Annotated in this window: 14 protein-coding genes; 6 read left to right on the forward strand and 8 right to left on the reverse strand. The window is 73.2% G+C overall.

All coding sequences use genetic code 11. The features are described 5' to 3' along the window. Window positions 1-324 precede the first annotated feature (324 nt). A complete protein-coding gene (locus tag ABZ464_RS05070; RefSeq protein ID WP_359271083.1) occupies window positions 325-525 on the reverse strand; it encodes a DUF2191 domain-containing protein in 201 nt (66 codons plus the stop codon). Between the two features lie 253 nt (window positions 526-778). On the opposite strand from ABZ464_RS05070, the gene ABZ464_RS05075 reads away from it, so the two are divergent. Both ABZ464_RS05075 and ABZ464_RS05080 read left to right on the forward strand, forming a co-directional pair. Then, entirely contained in the window at window positions 779-2,602 is a 1,824-nt protein-coding gene (locus tag ABZ464_RS05075; RefSeq protein WP_359271086.1) for an endo alpha-1,4 polygalactosaminidase, read from the forward strand. A 64-nt stretch (window positions 2,603-2,666) separates the two neighbouring features. After that, on the forward strand, window positions 2,667-3,401 hold the full coding sequence (locus ABZ464_RS05080) for a Sir2 family NAD-dependent protein deacetylase (RefSeq protein WP_359271089.1): 735 nt from the start codon (window positions 2,667-2,669) through the stop codon (window positions 3,399-3,401). Between the two features lie 2 nt (window positions 3,402-3,403). On the opposite strand, the gene ABZ464_RS05085 is transcribed toward ABZ464_RS05080, so the two are convergent. Further along, a complete protein-coding gene (locus ABZ464_RS05085) occupies window positions 3,404-3,850 on the reverse strand; it encodes a DUF6194 family protein (protein ID WP_359271434.1) in 447 nt (148 codons plus the stop codon). Between the two features lie 77 nt (window positions 3,851-3,927). Here ABZ464_RS05085 and ABZ464_RS05090 point away from each other — a divergent pair, with 77 nt between their 5' ends. Then, a complete protein-coding gene (locus ABZ464_RS05090; protein ID WP_359271437.1) occupies window positions 3,928-4,629 on the forward strand; it encodes a MerR family transcriptional regulator in 702 nt (233 codons plus the stop codon). Between the two features lie 4 nt (window positions 4,630-4,633). On the opposite strand, the gene ABZ464_RS05095 is transcribed toward ABZ464_RS05090, so the two are convergent. Next, window positions 4,634-5,119 (reverse strand): methylated-DNA--[protein]-cysteine S-methyltransferase, encoded by a 486-nt coding sequence (locus ABZ464_RS05095; RefSeq protein ID WP_359271092.1) that lies wholly within the window; start codon window positions 5,117-5,119, stop codon window positions 4,634-4,636. A gap of 32 nt (window positions 5,120-5,151) precedes the next feature. Then, complete coding sequence (locus ABZ464_RS05100; RefSeq protein WP_359271440.1) at window positions 5,152-6,645, reverse strand: AlkA N-terminal domain-containing protein; 1,494 nt, start codon at window positions 6,643-6,645, stop codon at window positions 5,152-5,154. A 108-nt stretch (window positions 6,646-6,753) separates the two neighbouring features. On the opposite strand from ABZ464_RS05100, the gene ABZ464_RS05105 reads away from it, so the two are divergent. Then, window positions 6,754-7,917, forward strand: a complete 1,164-nt coding sequence (locus tag ABZ464_RS05105; protein WP_359271095.1) for an MFS transporter — start codon at window positions 6,754-6,756, stop codon at window positions 7,915-7,917. A gap of 10 nt (window positions 7,918-7,927) precedes the next feature. Here the strand turns inward: ABZ464_RS05105 and ABZ464_RS05110 are convergent, their stop codons facing one another. From ABZ464_RS05110 to ABZ464_RS05125, 4 genes are all read right to left on the reverse strand, one after another. Beyond that, window positions 7,928-8,428, reverse strand: coding sequence for a hypothetical protein (locus ABZ464_RS05110; RefSeq protein WP_359271097.1), 501 nt, complete (start codon window positions 8,426-8,428; stop codon window positions 7,928-7,930). Window positions 8,429-9,135: 707 nt separating this feature from the next. After that, window positions 9,136-10,548 carry a dihydrolipoyl dehydrogenase gene (gene lpdA / locus ABZ464_RS05115; RefSeq protein ID WP_359271100.1) on the reverse strand — a complete coding sequence of 471 codons (1,413 nt, stop codon included), beginning with the start codon at window positions 10,546-10,548 and terminating at the stop codon, window positions 9,136-9,138. A gap of 70 nt (window positions 10,549-10,618) precedes the next feature. After that, the gene (locus ABZ464_RS05120) at window positions 10,619-14,536 is read right to left on the reverse strand and encodes a glycoside hydrolase family 2 TIM barrel-domain containing protein (protein WP_359271103.1); all 3,918 of its coding nucleotides are present in this window, start codon (window positions 14,534-14,536) and stop codon (window positions 10,619-10,621) included. Between the two features lie 130 nt (window positions 14,537-14,666). Next, window positions 14,667-18,893 carry a molybdopterin-dependent oxidoreductase gene (locus ABZ464_RS05125; RefSeq protein WP_359271105.1) on the reverse strand — a complete coding sequence of 1,409 codons (4,227 nt, stop codon included), beginning with the start codon at window positions 18,891-18,893 and terminating at the stop codon, window positions 14,667-14,669. A 324-nt stretch (window positions 18,894-19,217) separates the two neighbouring features. Between ABZ464_RS05125 and ABZ464_RS05130 the strand changes: the two genes are divergently transcribed. Both ABZ464_RS05130 and ABZ464_RS05135 read left to right on the forward strand, forming a co-directional pair. Further along, on the forward strand, window positions 19,218-21,068 hold the full coding sequence (locus ABZ464_RS05130; RefSeq protein ID WP_359271108.1) for a M1 family aminopeptidase: 1,851 nt from the start codon (window positions 19,218-19,220) through the stop codon (window positions 21,066-21,068). 204 nt (window positions 21,069-21,272) lie between these two features. Continuing rightward, the gene (locus ABZ464_RS05135; protein WP_359271110.1) at window positions 21,273-22,961 is read left to right on the forward strand and encodes an FAD-dependent monooxygenase; all 1,689 of its coding nucleotides are present in this window, start codon (window positions 21,273-21,275) and stop codon (window positions 22,959-22,961) included. The last annotated feature ends 57 nt before the right edge of the window (window positions 22,962-23,018 follow it).

Genomic DNA, 23,018 nt, shown 5'->3' on the forward strand with positions numbered 1-23,018 from the left:
ACGGCTCGACTGACCTTCGGTCGGCAGAGGGGCCGTCCTCCGGCCGACGGGTCGCTGAACTCCGGGCCACGGCTCGACTGACCTTCGGTCGGCAGAGGGGCCGTCCTCCGGCCGACGGGTCGCTGAACTCCGGGCCACGGCTCGACTGACCTTCGGTCGGCAGATGGGCCGTCCTCCAGCCGACGGGTCGGCTGGCCTTCGGGCGGCAGGTGGGCTGGACTCCGGGCGGCAGGTCGGCGGTCCTGCCGCCAGGGGGCAGCTCCCGGGCGGTGGGTCGACCGTCGCGCCGTCGGCGCAGTGGCCGGGCTCCGGGCCGCGGTCCCGTCAGCCCTCGGGGTTCTGTGGTGTGGTGTCGACCTCGCGGAGTGCCTCGTCGCGTGCGGCGACCCGGGCCTCCGTGCGGTGGCCGCGTTCGATGTAGTCCCGGACGACGAGTTCGACGGCGTCCTGGGGGTTGCCCACGCCGGAGAGAACCATGACCTCGACGACCAGCTGGGCGTCGAGGGAGACGGTGACCTTGGCCATGCCCGGACGGTAACACCCGGGCCTGCACCCGCACATCCGGCCGGCGAACAAGCTCCGAGCAACAACGGGCGTCGACAGCGCACGCGTCATGCGCCATGATCGGCCGACAGCGGCCGTCCGTGTCAGGGCCGGGGCGTGGCCCCAGGGGGTGACGGGCCCGTGGACCCGGCAGGAGTGAGCGGCCGGACAGGGCCTAGTCTGTTGCCCCTTGAACAGCTTTTCGAAGCCCGGCACTTGGAAAAGGTGACGCGCGATGTCGCTGAGCCCAGGCGATCCCGAGTCCATAGGCGGCTACACACTGGTCGGCCGACTCGGCAGCGGCGGTATGGGCGTCGTCTATCTGGGCCTCTCGGACTCGGGGCGACAGGTCGCGGTCAAGGTCGTGCACCCGCCGTACGCGCAGGACGAGGAGTTCCGGACGCGCTTCCGGCAGGAGGTCACGGCGGCCCGCCGGGTGAGCGGGGCCTTCACCGCCCCCGTGGTGGACGCGGACCCGGACGGGCCACAGCCGTGGATGGCGACGCTGTACGTCCCGGGCCGCACGCTGTCGGACATCGTGGCCAAGGACGGCCCGCTGCGCGGACGCGCGTTGCGGGTGCTCGCGCTGGGGCTCGTCGAGGCGCTTCGGGACATCCACCGGGCCGGTGTGGTGCACCGTGACCTGAAGCCGAGCAATGTCCTGATGGCCGAGGACGGCCCCCGCGTCATCGACTTCGGCATCTCGCACGCCGTCGACAACGAGGCCCTCACCATGACCGGCCGGCTGATCGGCACCCCGCCCTTCATGTCGCCGGAGCAGTTCACCGCGCCGCGCGAGGTCACCGGCGCCTCGGACGTCTTCTCACTGGGGTCGCTGCTGGTCTACGCGGCGACCGGCAACCGTCCGTTCGACGGCAGCAGCCCGTATCTGACGGGCTACCAGGTGATGTACGAGGCTCCGGCCCTGGACGGAGTCGCCGAACCGCTCCGCGGCATCGCCGAACGCTGTCTGGACAAGGACCCGGCCGCCCGCCCCGACCTCGACGAACTGCGCCGTACGCTGCGGACGTTGCCGGATTCCGAGGTGCCGGTGGAGCCCGAGGGCCCCGAGGGGCCGGGAATGCCGGGTGCGCCCGGGCCTGCGGACGAAGGGGCGGACCGGCCCCGCGCCCGTCACGGACACCGGAATCGGCGCGTCCTCGTCGGCCTCGCCGCGGCCCTGGCGGTCACCGGGCTGAGCATCGCGGCGGTGAAGATCACGTCGCGACCCCAGAACAGCGCTTCCCCCACCACCGCGCAACCCCCGTCCTCATCCCCGTCCCCGTCCCCGTCCCCGTCCTCATCCTCCTCCCCCACCCCCTCCGCGTCCCCGTCCGCATCGGGCGTCGCGGTGACGCCGCCGCCGAAGCATGTGCGGTGGGACTACCAGATAGGCGGCGCGTACGCCCCCGCGCCCGGGGTGAAGGTGGTGAGCCGCAGCCACGAGAGCGCCCCCGCGGCCGGTGTCTACAACATCTGCAACATCAACGCCTTCCAGGCGCAGGAGGGCGCGGAGGGCGACTGGGACGCCGACCTGCTGCTGCGCGACGCCGACGGGAAGGTCGTCTACGACACGGACTGGAACGAGGCGATCCTGGACATCCGTACCGACGCCAAGCGGCGACGTATCGCCGCCGAGCTGAACACCTGGATCGACGGGTGCGCGGCCAAGGGCTACCGGGCCGTCGAACCCGACAACTACGACACCTTCACCCGCTTCCCGTCCTACCTCCGGGCCGACCAGGCCGAGGCGCTCATGAAGCTGCTGGCGGCGCACGCCCACGCCGACGGCCTGGCCATCGCGCAGAAGAACACCGTCGAGCTGGTGGCCGACCGGGCGGCCGTGGGCCTGGACTTCGCCGTGGTGGAGGAGTGCGCCGAGTACGACGAGTGCGGCGCGTTCGCCGAGGCCTTCGACGGCAACGTGCTCGTGGTCGAGTACACGGCGAAGGGTCTGGCGCAGGCGTGCTCCGGCTGGGGCGACACCCTCAGCGTGGTGCGCCGCGACGAGGAGGTCGTGCCCGAGGGCTCCGCCGGCTACGTCCACGAGACCTGCTGACGCCCCGGCCGGCGTACCGGATATCCGTTCGCCCCGACCGGGCGGGCACCCTACTCTCGGGCCCATGAACAGGCCACTCGTCGCCCTCCTCAGCGGTGCCGGCATCTCCACCGATTCCGGGATCCCCGACTACCGCGGTCCGAACGGCCTGTGGCGACGGGACCCCGAGGCCGAGAAGCTCGTCACCTACGACTCCTACATGCGGGACCCGGAGATCCGGCGGCGGTCCTGGCTGATGCGGCGCGAGACCGGGGCGCTGCGGGCCGAGCCGAACGCCGCGCACCTGGCCGTCGCCGAGCTGGAGCGGTCCGGGATCCCGGTGCGGGTGATCACCCAGAACGTGGACGGGCTCCACCAGCGCGCCGGCCTGCCCGAGCGCAAGGTGCTGGAGCTGCACGGCACCGCGCACGGGGTGGTCTGTACGAAGTGTCACGCCCGCGGCCGGATGGTGGACGCCCTCGCCCGCCTGGACGCCGGCGAGGCGGACCCGCCCTGTCTGGAGTGCGGCGGGATCCTCAAGGCGGCCACCGTCATGTTCGGCGAGCGGCTCGACCCGGTCGTCCTCGGCGACGCGCTCGCGATCACCAAGGCCTGCACGGTGTTCATCGCCGTCGGCACCAGCCTCCAGGTCCAACCCGCCGCGGGCCTCGCCGGCGTCGCCGCCGACCACGGCGCCCGCCTGATCATCGTCAACGCCGAGCCGACCCCGTACGACGAGATCGCCGACGAGGTCGTCCGCGATCCCATCGGCACGGCCCTGCCCCGGCTGCTGCGGGAGCTGGAGGCGCGACCGGCCTGAGTTCACCGTTCGCCGCGGGCGCGGGCGGTGGCGTGGGCCGTTCGCAGGAGCCGCAGGACCGTCTCCGTCGTCCGGTCGGCGGGGTTGACCACCGAGATCCAGCCGAGCGCGCCGTACACGGGGTGGGGCAGCACGGTGTCGGCGGCCGTGTGGTCGCGGGGGAGGACGAGGGCGCGCGGTTCCTCCCCGGTGAGTTCGAGGAACGTCGGCCGGTCGACCTTGATGTTCACGCGCCAGCGGCCCGGCGCATCGAGGGCGGAGGCGGTGTCGCCGGGGTAGTCCTTGGTGACGATCGTGCCGTATGGCTGGGTCCGCTCGGGCATCCGGCCGTCGGGGGCGTGGTAGAAGAACGCGTCGCCCCAGGCGATCTCGGGAAGGCCGCCACCCGGGGCCGGGACGACCACGAGCGCGCCGTCGAAGGATCGCACGGTCGCGATGATCTGCTCCATACTCATGGTTCGAGCATGACCTTCAAGTGCTTGTGTGGGGTTTGGCGGGTGGAGGGGGAGGGAGGGGGGTGGACGGGGTGGGGCCGTTGCGCACGGTCGACGTCGCCCGGGAGTCGGGGTACTCGGTGCAGCAGGTGCGGGATCTGGAGCGGCTGGGGGTGATCCCGCCGGCCGCCCGCTCGGCCAACGGCTACCGCTCCTACACACCGGTCCATGTGCACGCGTTGCGCGCCTACCGGGGGCTCGCGGGGGCCGTCGGGCCCGTCGAGGCACGGGAGTTGCTCGCGCGGGTGCGGACGGAGCCGCTCGTGGAGGCGGCCTCGGCGATCAGCGCGGTGCACGTCCGGCTGGCCCGGGAACGCGAGGAGGTCCTGCGCGCCCAGGAGGCGTTGCGGGCGATCCGGCGGGAGGCGGGGAACGGTGAGCCGGAGGCCGGGAGCGACGCGATGACGATCACCGAGCTGGCGGCGGCGCTGGGTGTCCGGCCCTCCACCCTGCGGTTCTGGGAGCAGGAGGGGCTGGTCGCTCCCGAGCGGGTGACCTCGCTGCGGGCCCGTCGCTACGGTGTCACGGCGATCCGGGCCGCCCGTGTCGTCGCGGCGCTCCGCGGCAGCGGGTACGGCATCGCCGCCGTGCGCGAGATCACGGGTTCCCTCGACCGGCTCGACGGGCTGGAGGAGACCGGGCTCCTTCTGCGGCGGCGCCTCGACCGGATCGCCGACAGGACCGTGGCGCTGCTGCGGGCGGGCGCGGACCTGGCGGCGATCTGCGGGCGGTGAGCGGTCAGAACAGGGCCGTGCCGTTCTCGAAGTCCAACAGGCGCTGTTTGCGGTCCAGGCCGCCGCCGTAGCCGGTGAGGCTGCCGTTCGCGCCCACGACGCGATGGCAGGGCACGATGATCCCGATCGGGTTCTTGCCGTTGGCCAGGCCCACGGCCCGGGAGGCGCCCGGGTTGCCGAGGGCCTCGGCGAGATCGCCGTAGGAACGGGTCTCGCCGTACGGGATCATCCGGAGCTGGTCCCACACCGAGCGCTGGAACGGGGTGCCCGCCATGCGGAGGGGCAGGGTGAACTCCTTCAACCCGCCCTCGAAATACGCCTCCAGCTGGTCCACCGCCTCGCCGAAGAGGGTGTCGTCGCGCGGGCCGAAGCTCTCCTCGGGCGGTCGGTGGCGCTGGCCGGTCATGTAGAGGCCGCACAGCACGCCGTCGTCGTCGGCGACGAGGGTGAGGGGGCCGTACGGGCTGTCGGTGACGGTGTGCTTCTTCATGGAACGTCCCCACGGGCTTGCGTCGTACGTGCTTACACAGGAAGGAAGTTGATCGGGTGACCGTCGGTCGCCCACAGGTACTGGACCGCGTACGCCCGCCAGGGACGCCAGGAGGCCGCGCGGGCCGTGAGGGCCGCCGGGGTGGACGGCAGGCCCAACTCCTGGGCGGCGCGCCGGATTCCGAGGTCGGTCGGGAGGAAGCCGTCGGGGTCGCCGAGAGCCCGCATGGCGATGACGTCGACGGTCCAGGGGCCGAAGCCGGGGAGGGCGAGGAGCTGGGCGCGCGTCGCGGGCCAGTCGCTCTCCGGGCCCAGGTGGAGGGTGCCGTCGGCCAGCCGGCGGACGAGGGTGGTGAAGGTGGTGCGGCGGGTGCGGGGCATCGCCAGGGACTCGGGGTCGACGTCGGCCAGGGCCTCGGGGGACGGGAAGAGATGGGTGAGGCCGCCCTCCGGGTCGTCGACCGGCTCGCCGTACGCGGTGACCAGACGGGCCGCGTGGGTGCGGGCGGCCGCCGTGGACACCTGCTGGCCCAGCACGGCGCGGACGGCGAACTCGGCCTCGTCGACCGTGCGCGGCACCCGGCGGCCGGGCGCCTTGTCGACCAGGGGCGCGAGCAGCGGGTCCGTGCGCAGCTGGTCGTCGACGGCGACCGGGTCGGCGTCGAGGTCGAGCATGCGCCGGCAGCGGCTGGTGGCGACGGTGAGATCGCGCAGGTCGGTGAGGGTGAGCCGGCAGCCGATGTGGTCGGGGTGCGGGGTGAGCGCGACGACTGCGTGGCCGTACGGGAGCCGCAGGGTGCGCCGGAAGGCGCCGTCCCGCCACTCCTCCACACCGGGGACGCCGGTCGCGGCGAGGTGTCCGAAGAGGTTGTCGGGGTTGAGCGGGGCCCGGAACGGCAGCCGGAGCTGGAGGGTGCCGCCGGTGGCCGGTGCCGTCGGACCGGTGGCCGGGGGCCGGCCCTTCTTCGGGGTGCGGGCGCGCAGTTCGCTCGGGGAGAGCGCGAACACCTCGCGCACGGTGTCGTTGAAGGTGCGCACGGAGGCGAAGCCGGCGGCGAACGCCACGTCCGCCAGGGGCAGTGCGGTCGTCTCGACCAGCAGGCGGGCCGTCTGCGCGCGCTGGGCGCGGGCCAACGCCAGGGGTCCCGCGCCGAGTTCGGCGAGGAGTTGGCGTTCCACCTGGCGGGTGCTGTAGCCGAGGCGGGCGGCGAGTCCGGGTACGCCGTCCCGGTCGACGACCCCGTCGGCGATCAGCCGCATGGCGCGGGCGACCAGGTCGGCGCGTCGGTTCCACTCCGGGGAGCCCGGGCTGGTGTCCGGCCGGCAGCGCTTGCAGGCGCGGAAACCGGCCTGCTGGCAGGCGGCCGCGCTCGGGTGGAAGACCATGTTCTGCGGCTTGGGCGGCACGGCGGGACAGCTCGGGCGGCAGTAGATCCCGGTGGTGAGGACCGCGGTGAAGAACCATCCGTCGAACCGTGCGTCCTTCGACTGCACGGCGCGCACACAGCGCTCGCGGTCGGTGTGCATCGCGTTCTGCATGCGTCCAGCATCGACCACCGGCCGCCCCTGCGCTGGCGAGAATCCGACATGGACATCGCCGGCCCCGGGCTGCCGCGGCGCACCTATGCTGCCCGCATGGATCAGGGAGCCGTCCGCCGGCCGTGGCCGCTGTACGCGGCCGGGTTCACCACCGCGTTCGGGGCGCACGGCATCGCCGCGAACCTGGGCGGCGGCTCCGAGGACGCCGTCTCCTCGCTGCTCGTCCTCGGCGGGCTGCTGGCGTTGTACGACGGTGCCGAGGTCGTGCTGAAGCCGGTGTTCGGCACGCTCGCCGACCGAATCGGGGCGCGGCCGGTGCTGCTGGGCGGGCTCGTCGCCTTCGCGGTCGCCTCCGTGTCGTACGTCCTCGTGGACTCCCCCGGCTGGCTGTGGGTGGCGCGGCTGGGGCAGGGGGCGGCGGCCTCGGCGTTCTCGCCGGCGGCCGCCGCGCTGGTGTCGCGGCTGAGTCCGGCGGCGGGGCAGGGGCGCGCGTTCGGGCGGTACGGCTTCCACAAGTCGATCGGCTACACGCTGGGCCCGCTGCTGGGCGGGGTGCTGGTGTGGGCGGGCGGGCTGCGGCTGCTGTTCGGGGTGCTGGCGGTGCTGGGGGCGGGGGTGGCCGTTTGGGCGTGGGCGGCGGTGCCCGTCGTACCGCCGCTGCCGAAGGCCCGGCAGACGGTGGTCGATCTGGCGCGGCGGCTGGCCGATCCGGTGTTCCTGGTGCCGACGGCGGGGCTCGCCGGGGCGACGGCGGCGCTGTCGGTCGGGGTGGGGTTCCTGCCGGTGTCCGGGGCGGCGGCGGGGCTCGGGACGGTGGCGACGGGTGCGGCGGTGTCGGTGCTGGCGGCCTGTGCGGCGGTGGTGCAGCCCCGGGCGGGGCGGGCGCTGGACGCCGGGCGGATCGGTGCGCGGAGCGGGCTGGCCCGGGGCACTGTGGTGACGGCGGCCGGGCTGGGGTGCGCGATGCTGCCGGGGCTCACGGGGGTGCTGTCCGCGGCGGTGCTCATCGGAGTCGGCACGGGGCTGATCACCCCGCTGGGTTTCGCGGCCCTCGCCTCCTCGACGCCGAAGGAGCGGCTGGGGCAGACCATGGGCGCGGCCGAGCTGGGCCGGGAACTGGGCGACGCGGGCGGGCCGCTGCTGGTGGCGGGGGTGGCGGCGGCGACCACGCTGACGCACGGGTACGCGGCGCTGGCGGTGCTGCTGGTGTGCGGGCCGCTGGCCGTGCTGGGCCGACGGGCGGTGACCAGGGCCCGCTGAGGCCCTCGGCTCAGCGCGTGGTCGGTCCCGTCCGCTCCGGGAGCATGGCCAGGGACCAGATCACGAAGACGTCGATCGCCATCACTGTGACCGACCACGGCGGTTCGTACGGCAGGAACAGCCACTGGGCGACCAGGCTGAGCGCGGCGAGGAGGATGCCCGGGAAGCGGGCCCGGGCCGCGCCCATGAGGAGGGCCACGCCGGTCGCGGCGGCGAGGGCGCCGAGGACGAGATGGATCACGCCCCAGCCGGTGAGGCTGAGCTCGTAGACATAGGAGCCGACGCGGGCGTAGACGTCGTCCCCGGAGAGGGCGACCACGGCCTGGAGGACGGCCAGGAGGCCGCCGCAGAGCATCAGGACGCCGGCGAAGACGATCCCGCCGGAGGCGAAGCTGTCCCGCGCGGCGGCCGGGCCGGACCGGCGCGGACCGCCGGGCGGGACGGACCAGGCGGTGCCGATCTCGCCCTCGGTGTGGCCGGTGGGGCCGTGGGGAGAGGGGTGGGAGGTCATGGGGGCGTCCCTTCCGCTGCCGCGCCGGCGTCCGTCGCTCGGATCCTGCCGCTGCTGCCAGGACACCGCGGGCGTCGGGAGGCGGCGAGCGCGGCGGGGCCGTTCGAGCGGCGGCCTCGCCGGCCCACCGGGTTCCGCCGGGCGCGTCCGGGTCTCGGCGGGCGCGTCCGGGGCTCGGCGGGCACGTCCGGGGCTCGGCGGGCACGTCCGGGGCTCGGCGGGCACGTCCGGGGCTCGGCGGGCACGTCCGGGTCTCGGCGGGCACGTCCGGGTCTCGGCGGGCACGTCCGGGTCTCGCCAGGCCCATCGGAGGCTGGGCAGGCCCGTCTGGGGCTCGGCGGGCGCCGGAAGACCGCGAGCGCGGCGGGACCGTCCGGACGAGCGGCACCACCGAAAACCCCCGAGCCCCGCCAGGCCCCACCGGGTCCCGCCAGGCCCCACCGGGTCCCGCCAGGCCCGTCCGGGGCTGGGCAGGCCCGTCCGGGGCTGGGCAGGCCCGTCCGGGGCTGGGCAGGCCCGTCCGGGGCTGGGCAGGCGCCTAAGGGCGGCGAACGCTGCTGGACCGTTCGGGCAAGCGGCCCACCGGACCTCGCCAGGTCCATGTAGACCCCACCGGCCCCGGACGGGCCCGATGACGAGGCCGGACGGGGCCGGATGGCGAGGCCGGACGGGGCCGGATGGCGAGGCCGGACGGGGCCGAACGGGGACTACAGGTTGATCATGTGGCCGGCGAGGCCGTGGACGGCCTCCTTGACCGCTTCGCCGAGGGTCGGGTGGGCGTGGACGTTGCGGGCGACCTCGTGGACGGTGAGGTCCCACTGCTGGGCGAGGGTGAGTTCGGGCAGGAGTTCGGTGACGTCGGGGCCGATGAGGTGGCCGCCGATCAGTTCGCCGTACTTCGCGTCGGAGATGAGCTTGACGAAGCCGGTGGTGTCGCCGAGACCGTGGGACTTGCCGTTCGCGGTGAAGGGGAACTTGGCGACCTTGACGTCGTACCCGAGGTCGCGGGCCTGGGCCTCGGTGTAGCCGAAGCTGGCGATCTGCGGCTGGCAGTAGGTGGCGCGCGGGATCATCGCGTAGTCGAGTTCCATGGTCTCGGCGCCGGCGAGGGTCTCGGCGGCGATCACCCCCATGGCCTCCGCGGTGTGGGCCAGCATCAGCTTGGCGGTGACGTCGCCGATGGCGTAGAGGTGCGGGACGGAGGTGCGGCAGCGGCCGTCGACGTCGATGGCCCCGCGGTCGGTCACCCGGACGCCGGTGTTCTCCAGACCGTAACCGGTGACGTTCGGGGCGAAGCCGATCGCCTGCAGCACCTTGTCGGACTCCAGCACCTGCGGGGTGCCGTCCTTGCCGGTCACGGAGACGCGGACCCGCGGTCCGGACTCGTCGACGGCGTCGACGCGGGTGGAGGTGAGGACGTCGATGCCCAGCTTGCGGTACTGGCGGGAGAGTTCGGCGGAGACCTCGGCGTCCTCCAGCGGGGCGACGCGGTCCAGGAACTCGACGATCGTGACCTTCACGCCGTAGTGGTGCAGGACGTAGGCGAACTCGACGCCGATGGCGCCGGCCCCGGCGATGATGATCGACTGCGGGAGGTCGTCGGCGAGGATCTGCTCCTCGTAGGTGACCACGCGGGAGGTGCGGCGGGTGCCGGGGAGCAGCTTGGGGGTGGCACCGGTGGCGATGATGCAGTCGTCGAAGCCGATCGTGCGGGTCTCGCCGTCGTAGCCGGTGACCTGGAGGGTGTGCGGGTCGAGGAAGGTGCCGCGGCCGTCGTACTCGGTGATGCCGTTCTTCTTCATCAGGTAGTGGACGCCCTTGACGCGCCCGTCGGCGACCTTGCGGCTGCGGCGGTAGGCCTCGCCGTAGTCGAAGGAGACCGTGCCCTCGACCTTGATGCCGAAGGTCTTCGCCTCGTGGGTGAAGATGTGGGCGAGTTCGGCGTTGCGCAGCAGGGCCTTGGTGGGGATGCAGCCCACGTTCAGACAGACCCCGCCCCAGTACTTCTCCTCGACGACCGCGACACGTTTGCCCAGCTGGGCGGCGCGGACCGCGGCGACGTAGCCGCCGGGTCCGGCGCCGAGAACCACGACGTCGAAGCGTTCGTCCTGCTCGGTCATGAGGGGTTCCTGTTCCATGGGTACCGTTTCGTGCTCCGTGGGGAAACGGTACCCAGGGGACGGCGGGTGGCTACGGTGTTTCGGCCGTCGGCCGGCGGGAGGCCCAGGTCGCCCGGGACACGTCGGTCAGGGGGCGCAGCCGGTAGGTGTGGGTGTAGTCGCGGTCGGCGAAGAGTTTGTACGCGTCATGCGTGTGGGCGCCCCAGCTGTTGTCGCCGCCGATGCCCATCTGGCGGTGGTTCACCCGCAGGACGACCTCCTTGCGCGGGGTGAGCTGGTAGTCGTGGCGGGCGCCGACGGAGAGGTCCTCGGGGGTGAAGTGCGAGGCGTTGAACTCCAGCAGCGGCTCGCCGCTGACGAGCAGTCCCGTGCCGTCGCGGCCGGTGAGGGCGACCCAGCGGACGTCGGTCTTGTTGCCGTTCTCCTGCGGGCGCAGATAGGGGGTCCACTGGCCGGTGACGGTGCCGGAGTGGAGGCCGACGTCGGTGGCGTCGTTGCGGTCCCAGTGGTTCTCCTCGGGGCCGCGACCGTAGTAGTGCAGGTGTTCGAGCCGGGCGGGCAGGAACAGCAGGGTGCCCACCTCGGGGAGGTACGGCAGGGTGGGGGCGCCCGGGTGGAGGGTGTGGTCGACCTTGATCTCGCCGTTGCCGAAGACGGTGTAGGTGATGGTGTACGTCGACTCGGTGGTGGTGGGCAGGGTGCCGGCCACCTCGATCGCGACGGCCCGGTCGCGCAGGGCCCGGACGGTGACGCCGGTGACCGTGCGGCGGGCGCCGGCGTCGCGCCAGGTCTGGTTGCGGGTGTGCTGGCCGTTGCCGCGGTCGTTGTCGGTGGGGGCGCGCCAGAAGTTGGGGGCGGGGCCGGAGGTGATCAGGGGGCGGCCGCCGGAGCGGTAGGAGGTGATGACACCGGTCCGCTTGTCGACGGTGACGGAGAAGTCCTTGCCGGTGACGGTGACGGTGGAGGCGCTGTCCTCGTGGGTGAGGGCGGGGACGCCGGCGAGGGACACGGGGGTGACGGCGGGGCTGCCGACGTCGACCGGGAGCTGCCGCCGGGCCACTTCGAAGCCGGCCTTCGCCCACGGGGTGGGCTCGCGGGTGGTGAAGGACAGGTTCAGGAAGTACTCCGTCCCGGGCGCGGGGTCGCCGGGCGGGTCGAAGGGCACGGTGATGTCCTTCATGGACAGCGGGGGCAGTTTCAGCTGGTCCCGGCTCAGTCTGCCGCGCTGGACCGTCCGGCCGTCGGCGAGCAGTTCCCAGTGGCCGTCGAAGTCGCGGAGGTCGGTGAACAGGTACTCGTTGGTGAGGGTGACGCGGCCGCCGGAGGTGACCCGGTCGCCGGTCGCGGGGCGGGCGTCGAGGGCCTGGTAGACGCGTTTGACCTCGGCGGACTTTCCGGTGAGGCCGCGGTCGGCCAGCACAATGCCGTCGCCGGAGAAGGCGCCGTCGTTGGGGTTGTCGCCCCAGTCCCCGCCGTAGGCCATGAAGGTCTTGTCGCGGGGCCGTTTCTCGGTGACGCCGACGGTGGCGGCGTCGAACCAGAACCGCACGCCGTCGTCGCCCGGCCCGCGGCCCTCGGAGGCGAGTTCGGCGGCGGTCAGCGCGCGGGCGTGGACGCGGGCGGCGCGGATGGTGCCGCTGAACTCCCGGGTCGCGTTGTCGACGTCGGTGGCCAGGGACAGGGGCGCGGTGTTGACGGCGGGGCGCACGGTGGTGGTGCGGGTGGCCCGGACCGCGCCGTCGACATGGAGGGTGAGGGTGCCGGCGTCGGCGTCGTACACGCCCGCGACATGGTGTTCGCGGCCGGTCCAGTCGTCGGGGACCGCCCAGCTCGCGCTGATCCACTGGCCGCTGCCGTAGATGAAGAACTCCAGGGTGCGGCCCGACTGCTTCAGGGAGTAGTGGGTGTCGCCCTTGACGAGGATCGGCTGGTGGTAGCCGGTCACGTGCGGGGTGATCCAGGCCTCCAGCGTGAGGGAGCCGGTGAGGTCCAGGCGCGGGTCGCGGGCGAAGACGGTGCCGCCGAGGACGCCCTTGTCGCGGCTGAAGCCTCCGCTGGGGTTGACGATCTCGCCGGTCAGCGCGGCGGGACCGGACTCGGTGAACAGGGTGCGGACCGGGGTGGGCCAGCTCAGGGCCTGGTCGACGAAGTCCCAGATCCAGCCGCCCTGGAGGACCTCGTGACGGCGGATCAGGTCCCAGTACGCGGTGAAGTTGCCGGTGGAGTTCCCCATCGAGTGCGCGTACTCGATCATCACGTACGGGCGGGTGTCGGCCGTGTCCTTCGCCCGGGCCTCGACGCGGGCGGGGGTGTCGTACATCTCGGAGCGGATGTCGCTGATGCCGGGGCGGTCGTCGCCCTCGTACTGGATGACGCGGGTGGTGTCGTAGGAGCGGATCCAGTCGTGCATGGCGGTGAAGGTGCTGCCGCCGCCGGCCTCGTTGCCGAGGGACCAGATGACGACCGAGGCGTGGTTCTTGTCGCGGTGGACCATGTTCTGGGCGCGGGCCACGCAGGCCGCGGTCCAGTCGGGGTGGTCGCCGGGGTACTGGCCGCGGATGCCGTGGGTCTCGAGGTTGGTCTCGTCGACGAGGTAGAGGCCGTATTCGTCGGCGAGTTCCAGCCACAGCGGGTTGTTGGGGTAGTGGGAGGTGCGGACGGTGTTGATGTTGAGGCGTTTGATCAGGCGGACGTCCTCGACGAGGTTCGCCCGGGTGAGGGCGGAGCCGTGCACCGGGTGCATCTCGTGCCGGTTGGTGCCGCGCAGGGAGACCGGCTTGCCGTTGATGCGCATCAGCCCGTCCTTCAGGGCGAACTCGCGCAGGCCGACGCGGTGGGAGAGGGTCTCGATCACCCGGCCGGCCGGGTCGCGCAGCCGGAGCACGGCGGTGTAGAGGTACGGGTGCTCGGCCGACCACAGGCGCGGCGCGGGCACGGCCTTCCCGGCCTGTACGGTCCGCTCCTCGCCGGAGCCGAGTTCCACGGTCTGCCGCAGGGGCCGGGACCACACCGGATGCCCGCCGGCGTCGTAGAGCTGGGTCTCGACGGCGTACCGGCCGGCGCCCTCGCCGCCGTAGTCGCGCACGCTCGCGGTGACGGACAGCCCGGCCGCCCGGTGGTCGTCGTCGAGCGGGGTGTCGAGGCGGAAGTCGCGCAGGTGCACGGCGGGGGTGGAGTACAGGTAGACCGAGCGGAAGATGCCGCTCAGCCGGATCATGTCCTGGTCCTCCAGCCAGTCGCCGTCGGAGTAGCGGTAGACCTCCACGGCGATCCGGTTGGTGCCGGGTCTCAGGTGCGGGGTGATGTCGTACTCGGCGGGGGTGTAGGAGTCCTCGTGGTAGCCGACGAGTGCGCCGTTGATCCACACGTAGTGGGCGGACTTGACGCCCTCGAAGTGGAGGAAGGTGCGCCGGCCCGCCCAGCCGCGCGGGACGGTGAAGGTACGGCGGTACTGGCCGACGGGGTTGGAGCGGGTGGGGGCGGCCGGGGGCTGCGCGTCCTCGCCGAGGCCGTTGGGGCCCCACCACGGATAGGTGATGTTGACGTAGATGGGGCGGTCGTATCCGTGCAGCTGCCAGGCGGAGGGCACCGGGAGGGTGTCCCAGCCGCTGTCGTCGAGGTCGGGGCGGTGGAAGTCGGGGTCGCGGTCGTCGGGCCGGTCGGCGTGGGCGAACTTCCAGGTGCCGTCGAGGCTCAGCCGGTACGGGGAGCGGGTGCGGTCGGCGGCGAGGGCCTGGGCGAGGTCGGCGTACGGCATGAGGGTGGTGTGCGGGGCCTCGGTGCCGAGCCGGAAGACGTCGATGCGGCCGTTCCACTCGGGGTCGTCCACGATGGCGCCCGCGGCGGCGGCGCGGTGGGCGCCGGCCGGGGTCGACAGGGCGAGGGCGCCGAGGACGGCGGCCGATCCCTCGAGCAGACGGCGGCGGCTGACGGCCACCCGCTCGGGGCGGTCCGGCCGGTCCATGGGCGAGGCGTGCGGGTGCGACATGACCACGACCTTCCTCTGGGGGACCGTGCGGCTGCACGGACGGAGGGTGCGTGTCAGATCTTGTCGGATAGTGTTGATAAACCGAACAGGGGCGCGCCGTTGTGGCCGGATTTCAACGCCGCTCGTCCGGTCAGTACACGTCCCGCACGTACCGCTTGTCCGAGGCGAGCTGTTTGACGTACGCCGCCGCCTCGGTCTCGCCGAGTCCGCCGTGCACGACGGCGATGTCGCGCAGGGCCTCGTCGACGTCCTTGGCCATCCGGGAGGCGTCGCCGCAGACGTAGAAGTGGGCGCCGTCCTGGAGCCAGGACCACAGGTGGGAGCCGTGCTCGCGCATCCGGTCCTGGACGTACACCTTGGCGCGCTGGTCGCGGGAGAAGGCGGTGTCGAGGCGGGCGAGGCCGCCGTCGGCGAGCAGGGCGGTGAGCTCCTCCTCGTAGTAGAAGTCGGTGGACCGGCGCTGTTCGCCGAAGAACAGCCAGTTGGGGGCCCGGTGGCCACGGGCCCGGCGCTCGTGCAGGAAGCCGACGAAGGGCGCGACGCCGGTGCCGGGGCCGACCATCACCATCGGGGTGCGCGGGTCGGCGGGCGGGCGGAAGTGCGGGGAGCGCTGCACGTGCACCGGGACCTCGGTGTCCGGGGCGGCGTCGGCGAGGAACGGCGAGCAGACACCCTGGCGGGGGCGGCCGGCCAGGTTCTCGTACCGGACCACGGAGACGGTCAGCGAGACCAGGTGGGGGTCGGTCAGCGGGCTGCTGGAGATCGAGTAAAGGCGGGGCTGGAGGCGGCCCAGCGCCTCGGACCACTCCTGGGCGCCGGCCCGGATCCCGGACTCGGCGGCCACGTCGACGGCCTGCCGGCCCCAGGACCACTTCGCCAGTTCGCCCTTGTTGTCAGGGCGCAGCAGTTTGCGCAGCTCGCGCGGGTCGCGGGTGCGGTCGGCGGTGAAGCGCAGCAGGGCGGGGGTGATCCGGGTGATGTCGAGATGCCGCAGCAGGGCCTCCCCGAGGCCGACCTCGCCGACCCCGCCCACCTGGACGGCCGTTCCGGCATCCAGACCGGTGACGGCCAGCCACTCCCGGACCAGATCCGGGGAGTTGAGGGGCCGTACACCGAGGGCGTCGCCCGCCTCGTACACCAGGGGGGTCTCGCTGTCACGGGTGTCGAAGGTGAAGCGCCGGACCTCCTTGCCGGAGCCGGGCCGGCTGAGCAGGCGGTTCCCGGTGAGGCGGGCGGTGACGGGGGCGGGGCGCCTGGTGCGGGGCGGGACGGCGGGAGCGGCAGGGGCGCCGGGGGTCGAGGCGGCGGGTGTGGCGGGGGCGGTCGGCGGGGAGACCGCGCCGTCGGCCACGGTGCCACCGGCCGCCGTGTCGTCGACGGACACACCACCGGCCGGCGCGCCCCCGGCCGCCCTGCCGTCGGCCGGTGCGAGCCCGGTGTCCGTGGAGCCGTGTGCCGTGGCCTCCTTGAGTGCCGTGAGCACCTGGTCCAGCCACGCCTCGGCCTGCGGCTCGTAGTCCGGTTCGCAGTCGGTGCGCGGGGCGAGCCGGACGGCGCCGAGTTCGTCCATACGGTCGTCCAGGCGCCGTCCGTGCCCGCAGAAGTCGTCGTAGGAGGAGTCGCCGAAGGCCAGGACGGCGTACCGGCGGCCGGTCAGCCGGCCGGTGTCGAGCGCGTCGAGGCCGTCCCAGAAGCCGGCGCCGTTGTCGGGGGCGTCGCCGTCGCCGAAGGTGCTGGTGATCAGCAGCAGGTCGGCGCCGGCGGGCAGCGCGGCGGGGTCGGCCTCGTCCATGGCGACGAGGGAGGCGGCGTGACCGCCGGCGGTGAGACGGTCGGCGGTGGTGGCGGCGAAGTCCTCGGCGTTGCCGGTCTGCGAGGCCCACAGGATCACCACCCGGCGGCCGACGGGCTGCTCGGGCGCGGGTGCGGGCGCGGTGCGGGAGTACATGCCGGCGAGGGTGCCGTTGACCCAGAGCGCGTGGTCGGGGCTGAAGGGGGCGTCCGGTGGCAGGACGGGGACGCCGGGGGCGCCGGCGGGGATGCCGGCGAGGAAGCCGACCAGGTACTGGCGTTCGCGTGCGGTGAGGACCGGCGGCGGGGCGGGGGCGAGGCCGAAGGCGGAGGCGGCGGCGGGCAGCACGGCGGTGGGGGCGAGCACCTGCGGCTCCGGTGTGCTCACCGGAGCGGCCACGGTCACCGGCGTCGACACCTTCGTCAGGGACACCGCGCACACCTTCAGCTCCGGCTGGAAGGAGAGCGGGTCGACGGCGTCGCTGGTCACGGCGTTGACGCTGAGGTACTCGCCGAACAGGTCGTTCCAGTGGAACGGGGCGAAGCAGGACCCGGGCAGCACCCGGTCGGTGACGACGGCGGGCAGCACGGCCCGGCCGCGCCGCGAGGCGACCTCGACGGAGTCGCCGTCGGCGAGGCCGAGCGCGGCCGCGTCCTCGGGGTGCACCTCGACGAACGGGCCGGGGTCGAGCTTGTTGAGCTTGGCGACCCTGGCGGTCTTGGTGAGGGTGTGCCACTGGTGCTGGAGCCGGCCGGTGTTCAGGACGAACGGGTAGTCGTCGTCGGGCAGCTCGGCGGGGTCGAGGTGCGGGCGGGCGTGGAAGACGGCGCGGCCGGAGGGGGTGGCGAAGGTGAGGGTGCCGTCGGGGTTCACGTACCGGATCGGGTTGCGGTCGGGGCCGTCGGCGGTGGCGGCGGGCCACTGGACGGGGGTCTCGCGCAGCCGGTCGTAGGTGACTCCGCGCAGGTCGTAGCCGGTCTGCGGGTTGTGGAAGCGCTTGATCTCCTCGAAGATCTCCTCGGCGCTCGTGTACGAGAAGCCGTCCTCGTGGCCCATCGCGCGGGCGACGTCGGCGATCAGGCGCCAGTCGGGGGTGGCCTCGCCGGGCGGGTCGGCGGCGGGGCGGGCGAGGGTGAGGTTGCGCTCGCTGTTGATGAGGACGCCCTCGGTCTCGGTCCACAGGGCGGCGGGCAGCACGACGTCGGCGTAGGCGTTGGTCTCGGTGTCGGCGAAGACGTCCTGGGCGACGACGAACTCGGCGGCCTCCAGGCCCTCGATGACGGTCCTGCGGTTGGCGACGGAGGCGACCGGGTTGGTGCAGATGATCCAGCAGGCCTTGATGTCGCCGTCGGCCATCCGCCGGAACATCTCGATCGTGCCCTTGCCGACGCCGTCGGCGCGGATCGTGCCGGGCTCGAGGCCCCAGACCTCCTCGGTGAAGGCGCGGTCGGCGTCGACGAGGACGGACCGCTGGCCGGGCAGCCCCGGCCCCATGTAGCCCATCTCGCGGCCGCCCATGGCGTTGGGCTGGCCGGTGAGGGAGAAGGGGCCGCTGCCGGGGCGGCAGATCTTCCCGGTGGCGAGGTGCAGGTTGACCAGGGCGTTGGTGTTCCAGGTGCCGTGCGTGGACTGGTTGAGGCCCATGGTCCAGCAGCTGGTCCACTCCCCCGCCTCGCCGATCAGCCGGGCCGCCTCGCGCAGGTCGGCCTCGGGGATGCCGGTGAGCTCCGCGACGGTGGCGGGCGGATAGTCGGCGAGGAACTCCTCCATCGCCTCCCAGCCCTCGGTGTACGCGGCGACGAAGCCGGGGTCGGTGCGGCCGTTCGCGTGGAGGAGGTGCAGCAGTCCGTTGAGGAGGGCGAGGTCGGCGCCCGGCCTGATCTGGAGGAACAGGTCGGCCTTCGCGGCGGTGGCGGTGCGGCGGGGGTCGACGACGATCAGTTTCGCGCCCGCCTTGACCCGGTCCATCATGCGCAGGAAGAGGATGGGGTGGCAGTCGGCCATGTTGGAGCCGATGACGAGGAAGACGTCCGCCTTGTCGAGGTCCTCGTAGGAGCCGGGCGGGCCGTCGGCGCCGAGGGACAGCTTGTAGCCGGTGCCGGCGCTCGCCATGCACAGCCGGGAGTTGGACTCGATGTTGTTGGTGCGCAGATAGCCCTTGGTGAGCTTGTTCGCGAGGTACTGGGCCTCCAGGCTCATCTGGCCGGAGACATAGAGGGCGACCGCGTCGGGGCCGTGCTCGTCGACGATCGCCCGCAGCCGGCGCGCGGTCTCGGCGACGGCCGCGGCCACGGGGGCGGGCTCGGGTTCCTCGCCCCGGTCGGAGCGGACCAGGGCGGCGGTGAGGCGGCCGGGGGCGGCGAGCAGGTCGGCGGTGGTGGCGCCCTTGGTGCAGAGTCGGCCGGCGTTCGCCGGGTGCTCCTTGTCGCCGGACGCCTTCAGGACCGTACGGCGTCCGTCGGGTCCGCGGCCGACGTCGAGGACCAGGCCACAGCCGACACCGCAGTACGAGCAGACCGTGCGCACCTTCGTCGCGCTGTCGGTCCGCGGGTCCGGCACGGCCACGGGCGCCCCTTTCGTTCTGCCGCGTTCTGGTGAACGGCCCTGGTGGGGGCCTTGTCGAAGGTACGAAGTGTGCATTACGCAGGTGTCTCCCCGATGGGGCGCCGGGGGTTAAGCGTGCCGCACAGCGGGGGCCGCGCGGGTGTGAGCGGGCCACTTGGGGGTGTGACATACGGCTCGCTGTGCGATTCCTTTGCCTTGCCTTTTGACCCGTTGATCTGGCATGGCCTCGTCAAACCTGTCAGGCTTCCCCCACCCGTCGCACACCGCCGCTCTGCCTCCGGCACACCCCTGCCGGGGGTCCGGACGCCCCAAAAGGAGCCACGTGTGAGACCCACCCCCCGCAAGGCCCTCGCCGCGAGCGCGCTCGCTCTCGCCGCGGTGGCCGCCCTCTCCCTGCCCACCGCTGCGGCGAGCGCCGCCCCCGAGGCGGCCGAGGCCTGCACCCCGTCCCAGGCCGTCGTCAACGGCGGCTTCGAGAGCGGCGCCACCTCCTGGACCCAGTCGTCGACCGCCGTCGTCACCAACCGCACCGGCCAGAGCGCGCACGGCGGCGGCTACTACGCATGGCTGGACGGCACCGGCGGCACCCACACCGACACGCTCTCGCAGAGCGTCACCGTCCCCGCCGGCTGCGCGAAGGCCACCCTCACCTTCTGGCTGCACATCGACACCGCCGAGACGACGTCCTCCACCGCCTACGACAAGCTCACCGCCAAGATCGGCTCGACCACCCTCGCGACGTACTCGAACCTCGACAAGAACACCGGGTACGTCCAGAAGTCGTTCGACGTGTCCGCGTTCGCGGGCCAGACCGTCGCGCTCTCCTTCACCGGCACCGAGGACTCCAGCCTCCAGTCCAGCTTCGTCCTCGACGACATCGCCCTCGACACCTCCGACGCGACCACCCCGCCCGCCGACGCGACCCGGACGCCCGCCGCACCGGCGTACACCGTCAGTCTCAGCAGCAACACCGCCGGCACGGTGTGGACCGGGCACGAGACCGCGACCTTCACCAACGCCTCCGCCACCGCGCTGAGCGAGGTCTACCTGCGGCTGTGGGACAACTACCACGGCACCTGCTCCGCGCCGCCGATCACCGTCACCAACGTCACCGGCGGCACGGCCGGCGCCCTCGCGGTCTCCTGCACCGCCCTGCCGATCACCCTGGCCACCCCGCTCGCCCAGGGCCAGAGCGCCACCATCGGCTTCGACCTGGGCATCTCGGTGCCCAGCGGCGCGGACCGGTTCGGCTACGACGGCTCCTTCAGCTTCATCGGCAACGCGCTGCCCGTCCTCGCGGTCAAGGACGGCGCCGGCTGGCACCTGGACCCGTACACCAACAACGGCGAGTCCTTCTACTCCCTGGCCGCCGACTTCAAGGTGACCCTCGACCACCCGACGACCCTGCTGGTCCCGGCCACCGGCACCTCCGTCGACACGGCCGGCTCCAGCGGACGTACCGTCACCACGGCCACCGCCACCCAGGTCCGCGACTTCGCCTGGGCGGCCGGGCCCTTCACCAAGATCTCCGGCACGTCCACCGCCGGGACGCCCATCAACGTCTACTCCGTCTCGGGCATCAGCTCCTCCAACGCCTCCTCGATGCTCAGCACCGCCAAGACCGCCGTCGACGCGCACGCCGCCCGCTTCGGCGCGTACCCGTACGGCGAGCTGGACGCCGTCATCGACAACAACTTCTGGTTCGGCGGGATGGAGTACCCCGGATTCGTCCTCGACCTGGTCAGCACCACCGCGCTCACCCATGAGATCGGCCACCAGTGGTGGTACGGCATCGTCGGCGACGACGAGTACAACAGCCCCTGGCTGGACGAGTCGTTCACCGACTACGCCACCGACCTGGCCCTGGGCAGCACCGGCACGAACTGCTGGAACAGCGTCTCGTGGGCCTCGTCCGCGGAGAAGATCACCAACTCCATGGCCTACTGGGACGCCCACTCCTCCCGGTACGGCACCGTCGTCTACACCTACGGCAAGTGCGCCCTGCACGACCTCCGGCGGCTCATCGGGGACACGGCCATGGCCAACCTGCTGAAGAGCTACGCCACTTCGCACTGGTACGGCGTGTCGACCACGGCCGAGTTCAAGGCGGCCGCGCAGGCCGCCACGACCACGGACCTGACGTCGTTCTGGAGCACGCACCGCATCGAGGGCTGAGCGGGCGGCGGTTCCCCACGGGTGGCGCCGACGCGGCGTCACCCGTTCGCCTCCGAGGGCGTCAGCACGGTGAATCGGGTGGGTCAAGCGGGTGAAGCGGCTGCCACCCGAGGCGGTGTCCGCCGTGCGGGGCAATGCATGAAGATCGCGGCTCCATTCCGGTGGAGTCGGCGGATCCGACGCATGGAGGCGAGTGATGAAGGAATGACGAACGAGATGGCCGGCGGGACCGGCGGGACCGTGCACAAGGTCCCGGTCCTCATCGTCGGCGGTTCCCTCGTGGGCCTGTCGACGTCCCTGTTCCTGGGCCGGCTGGGGGTGCGGCACACCCTGGTGGAGCGCCACGCCGGCACCTCCGTGCATCCGCGCGGCCGCGGCAACAACGTCCGCACGATGGAGCTGTTCCGGGTGGCCGGCGCCGAACCGGGGATCCACGAGGCCGCGGCCACCCTCGCCGACAACCACGGCATCCTGCAGACGCCCACCCTGGTGGGCGACGCGGGCGAGTGGCTGTTCAAGGACATCGACCCGGGCGGCGGACTGGCCCGGTTCAGCCCGACCGCCTGGTGCCTGTGCAGCCAGAACGACCTGGAGCCGGTCCTGCTCGACCAGGCCGCGCGGCAGGGCGGCGATCTGCGCTTCCACACCGAGCTGATGTCGTTCGAGGCCGACGACGACGGCGTCACCGCGCTGGTCAAGAGCCGGGACACCGGCGAGCACACCACCATCCGCGCGGACTACCTGGTCGCCGCCGACGGCCCGCGCAGCCCCGTGCGGGAGGCGCTCGGCATCGGGCAGAGCGGCCCCGGCGACCTGTTCCACAACATCAGCATGACGTTCCGCTCCCGCCGGCTCGCCGACGTGGTGGGCGAGCGCCGCTTCATCGTCTGCTACCTGACCGAGCCGGACGCCGACGGCGCGCTGCTGCCCGTGGACAACCGCGAGAACTGGGTCTTCCACGCCCCCTGGCACCCCGAACACGGCGAGACGATGGAGGAGTTCACCGACGAACGCTGCATCGAGCACATCCGCCGGGCCGTCGGGGTCGCCGACCTGGACGTGGAGATCACCGGCAAGGCGCCCTGGCACGCCGCCCAGCGGGTGACCCGCGCCTACCGGTCGGGGCGGGTGTTCCTGGCCGGCGACTCGGCGCACGAGATGTCCCCCACCGGCGCGTTCGGCTCCAACACCGGGATCCAGGACGCCCACAACCTCGCCTGGAAGCTGGCCGCGGTGCTCGACGGCTGGGCGGGCGACGGGCTCCTCGACACCTACGACGCCGAACGCCGGCCGGTCGCGGAGGCCACCAGCGCCCGCGCCGCCACCCGCTCGGCCGAGCACAGCCACCCCGGCTTCGCACCGCCGCCCGGCGCCGGCGCCGGCGGACCGCAGCGCGGCATCCTGAACGTGGCCCTCGGCTACCGCTATCCGCAGGGCGCCGTCGCCGGCGCCGACCCGGCCGGCCCGGTCGTCCCGGACGGGCTCGCGCTGACCGGGGAGCCCGGCAGCAGGGCGCCCCATCTGTGGGTACGGCGCGCGGGCGAGCGGATCTCCACGCTCGACCTGTACGAGCGCACCCTGGTGCTGCTCAGCGACGCCGACGACGAGAGCGCGGGCGGTGAGCCGGGCGCCTGGCAGGAGGCCGCCGCCCGGCTCGCCGACCGGGAGGCGATCCCGCTGGCCCCGTACCGGGTGGGCACCTCGCCCGACGCCGACCTGACGCCCCTGGACGGGCCCGCCGGCACGGACTGGCGCGCCGCGCACGGCATCGGCCCCGGCGGCGCCGTCCTCGTCCGGCCGGACGGCTTCGTCGCCTGGCGCTCCCCCGGTCCGGACCCGGACCCCCAGTCGACGCTGCGTCAGGTTCTGGGCACCGTACTGTCCTTGCCCTGATCCCCGTCCCCGTGCCCCCGGCCGGCAGCCCCCGCGCTGCCGGCCGACTCGTTTGGC

The sequence above is a fragment of the Streptomyces sp. NPDC005820 genome, from assembly GCF_040630255.1.
GTDB lineage: Bacteria > Actinomycetota > Actinomycetes > Streptomycetales > Streptomycetaceae > Streptomyces.

What these genes read in the sequence shown, in the direction of transcription:
- ABZ464_RS05070 (WP_359271083.1), bottom strand. Translation starts at nt 525, where the DNA reads ATGGCCAAGGTCACCGTCTCCCTCGACGCCCAGCTGGTCGTCGAGGTC.
- ABZ464_RS05075 (WP_359271086.1), top strand. Translation starts at nt 779, where the DNA reads ATGTCGCTGAGCCCAGGCGATCCCGAGTCCATAGGCGGCTACACACTG.
- ABZ464_RS05080 (WP_359271089.1), top strand. Translation starts at nt 2,667, where the DNA reads ATGAACAGGCCACTCGTCGCCCTCCTCAGCGGTGCCGGCATCTCCACC.
- ABZ464_RS05085 (WP_359271434.1), bottom strand. Translation starts at nt 3,850, where the DNA reads ATGGAGCAGATCATCGCGACCGTGCGATCCTTCGACGGCGCGCTCGTG.
- ABZ464_RS05095 (WP_359271092.1), bottom strand. Translation starts at nt 5,119, where the DNA reads ATGAAGAAGCACACCGTCACCGACAGCCCGTACGGCCCCCTCACCCTC.
- ABZ464_RS05100 (WP_359271440.1), bottom strand. Translation starts at nt 6,645, where the DNA reads ATGCACACCGACCGCGAGCGCTGTGTGCGCGCCGTGCAGTCGAAGGAC.
- ABZ464_RS05105 (WP_359271095.1), top strand. Translation starts at nt 6,754, where the DNA reads ATGGATCAGGGAGCCGTCCGCCGGCCGTGGCCGCTGTACGCGGCCGGG.
- ABZ464_RS05110 (WP_359271097.1), bottom strand. Translation starts at nt 8,428, where the DNA reads ATGACCTCCCACCCCTCTCCCCACGGCCCCACCGGCCACACCGAGGGC.
- lpdA (WP_359271100.1), bottom strand. Translation starts at nt 10,548, where the DNA reads ATGACCGAGCAGGACGAACGCTTCGACGTCGTGGTTCTCGGCGCCGGA.
- ABZ464_RS05120 (WP_359271103.1), bottom strand. Translation starts at nt 14,536, where the DNA reads ATGTCGCACCCGCACGCCTCGCCCATGGACCGGCCGGACCGCCCCGAG.
- ABZ464_RS05135 (WP_359271110.1), top strand. Translation starts at nt 21,273, where the DNA reads ATGACGAACGAGATGGCCGGCGGGACCGGCGGGACCGTGCACAAGGTC.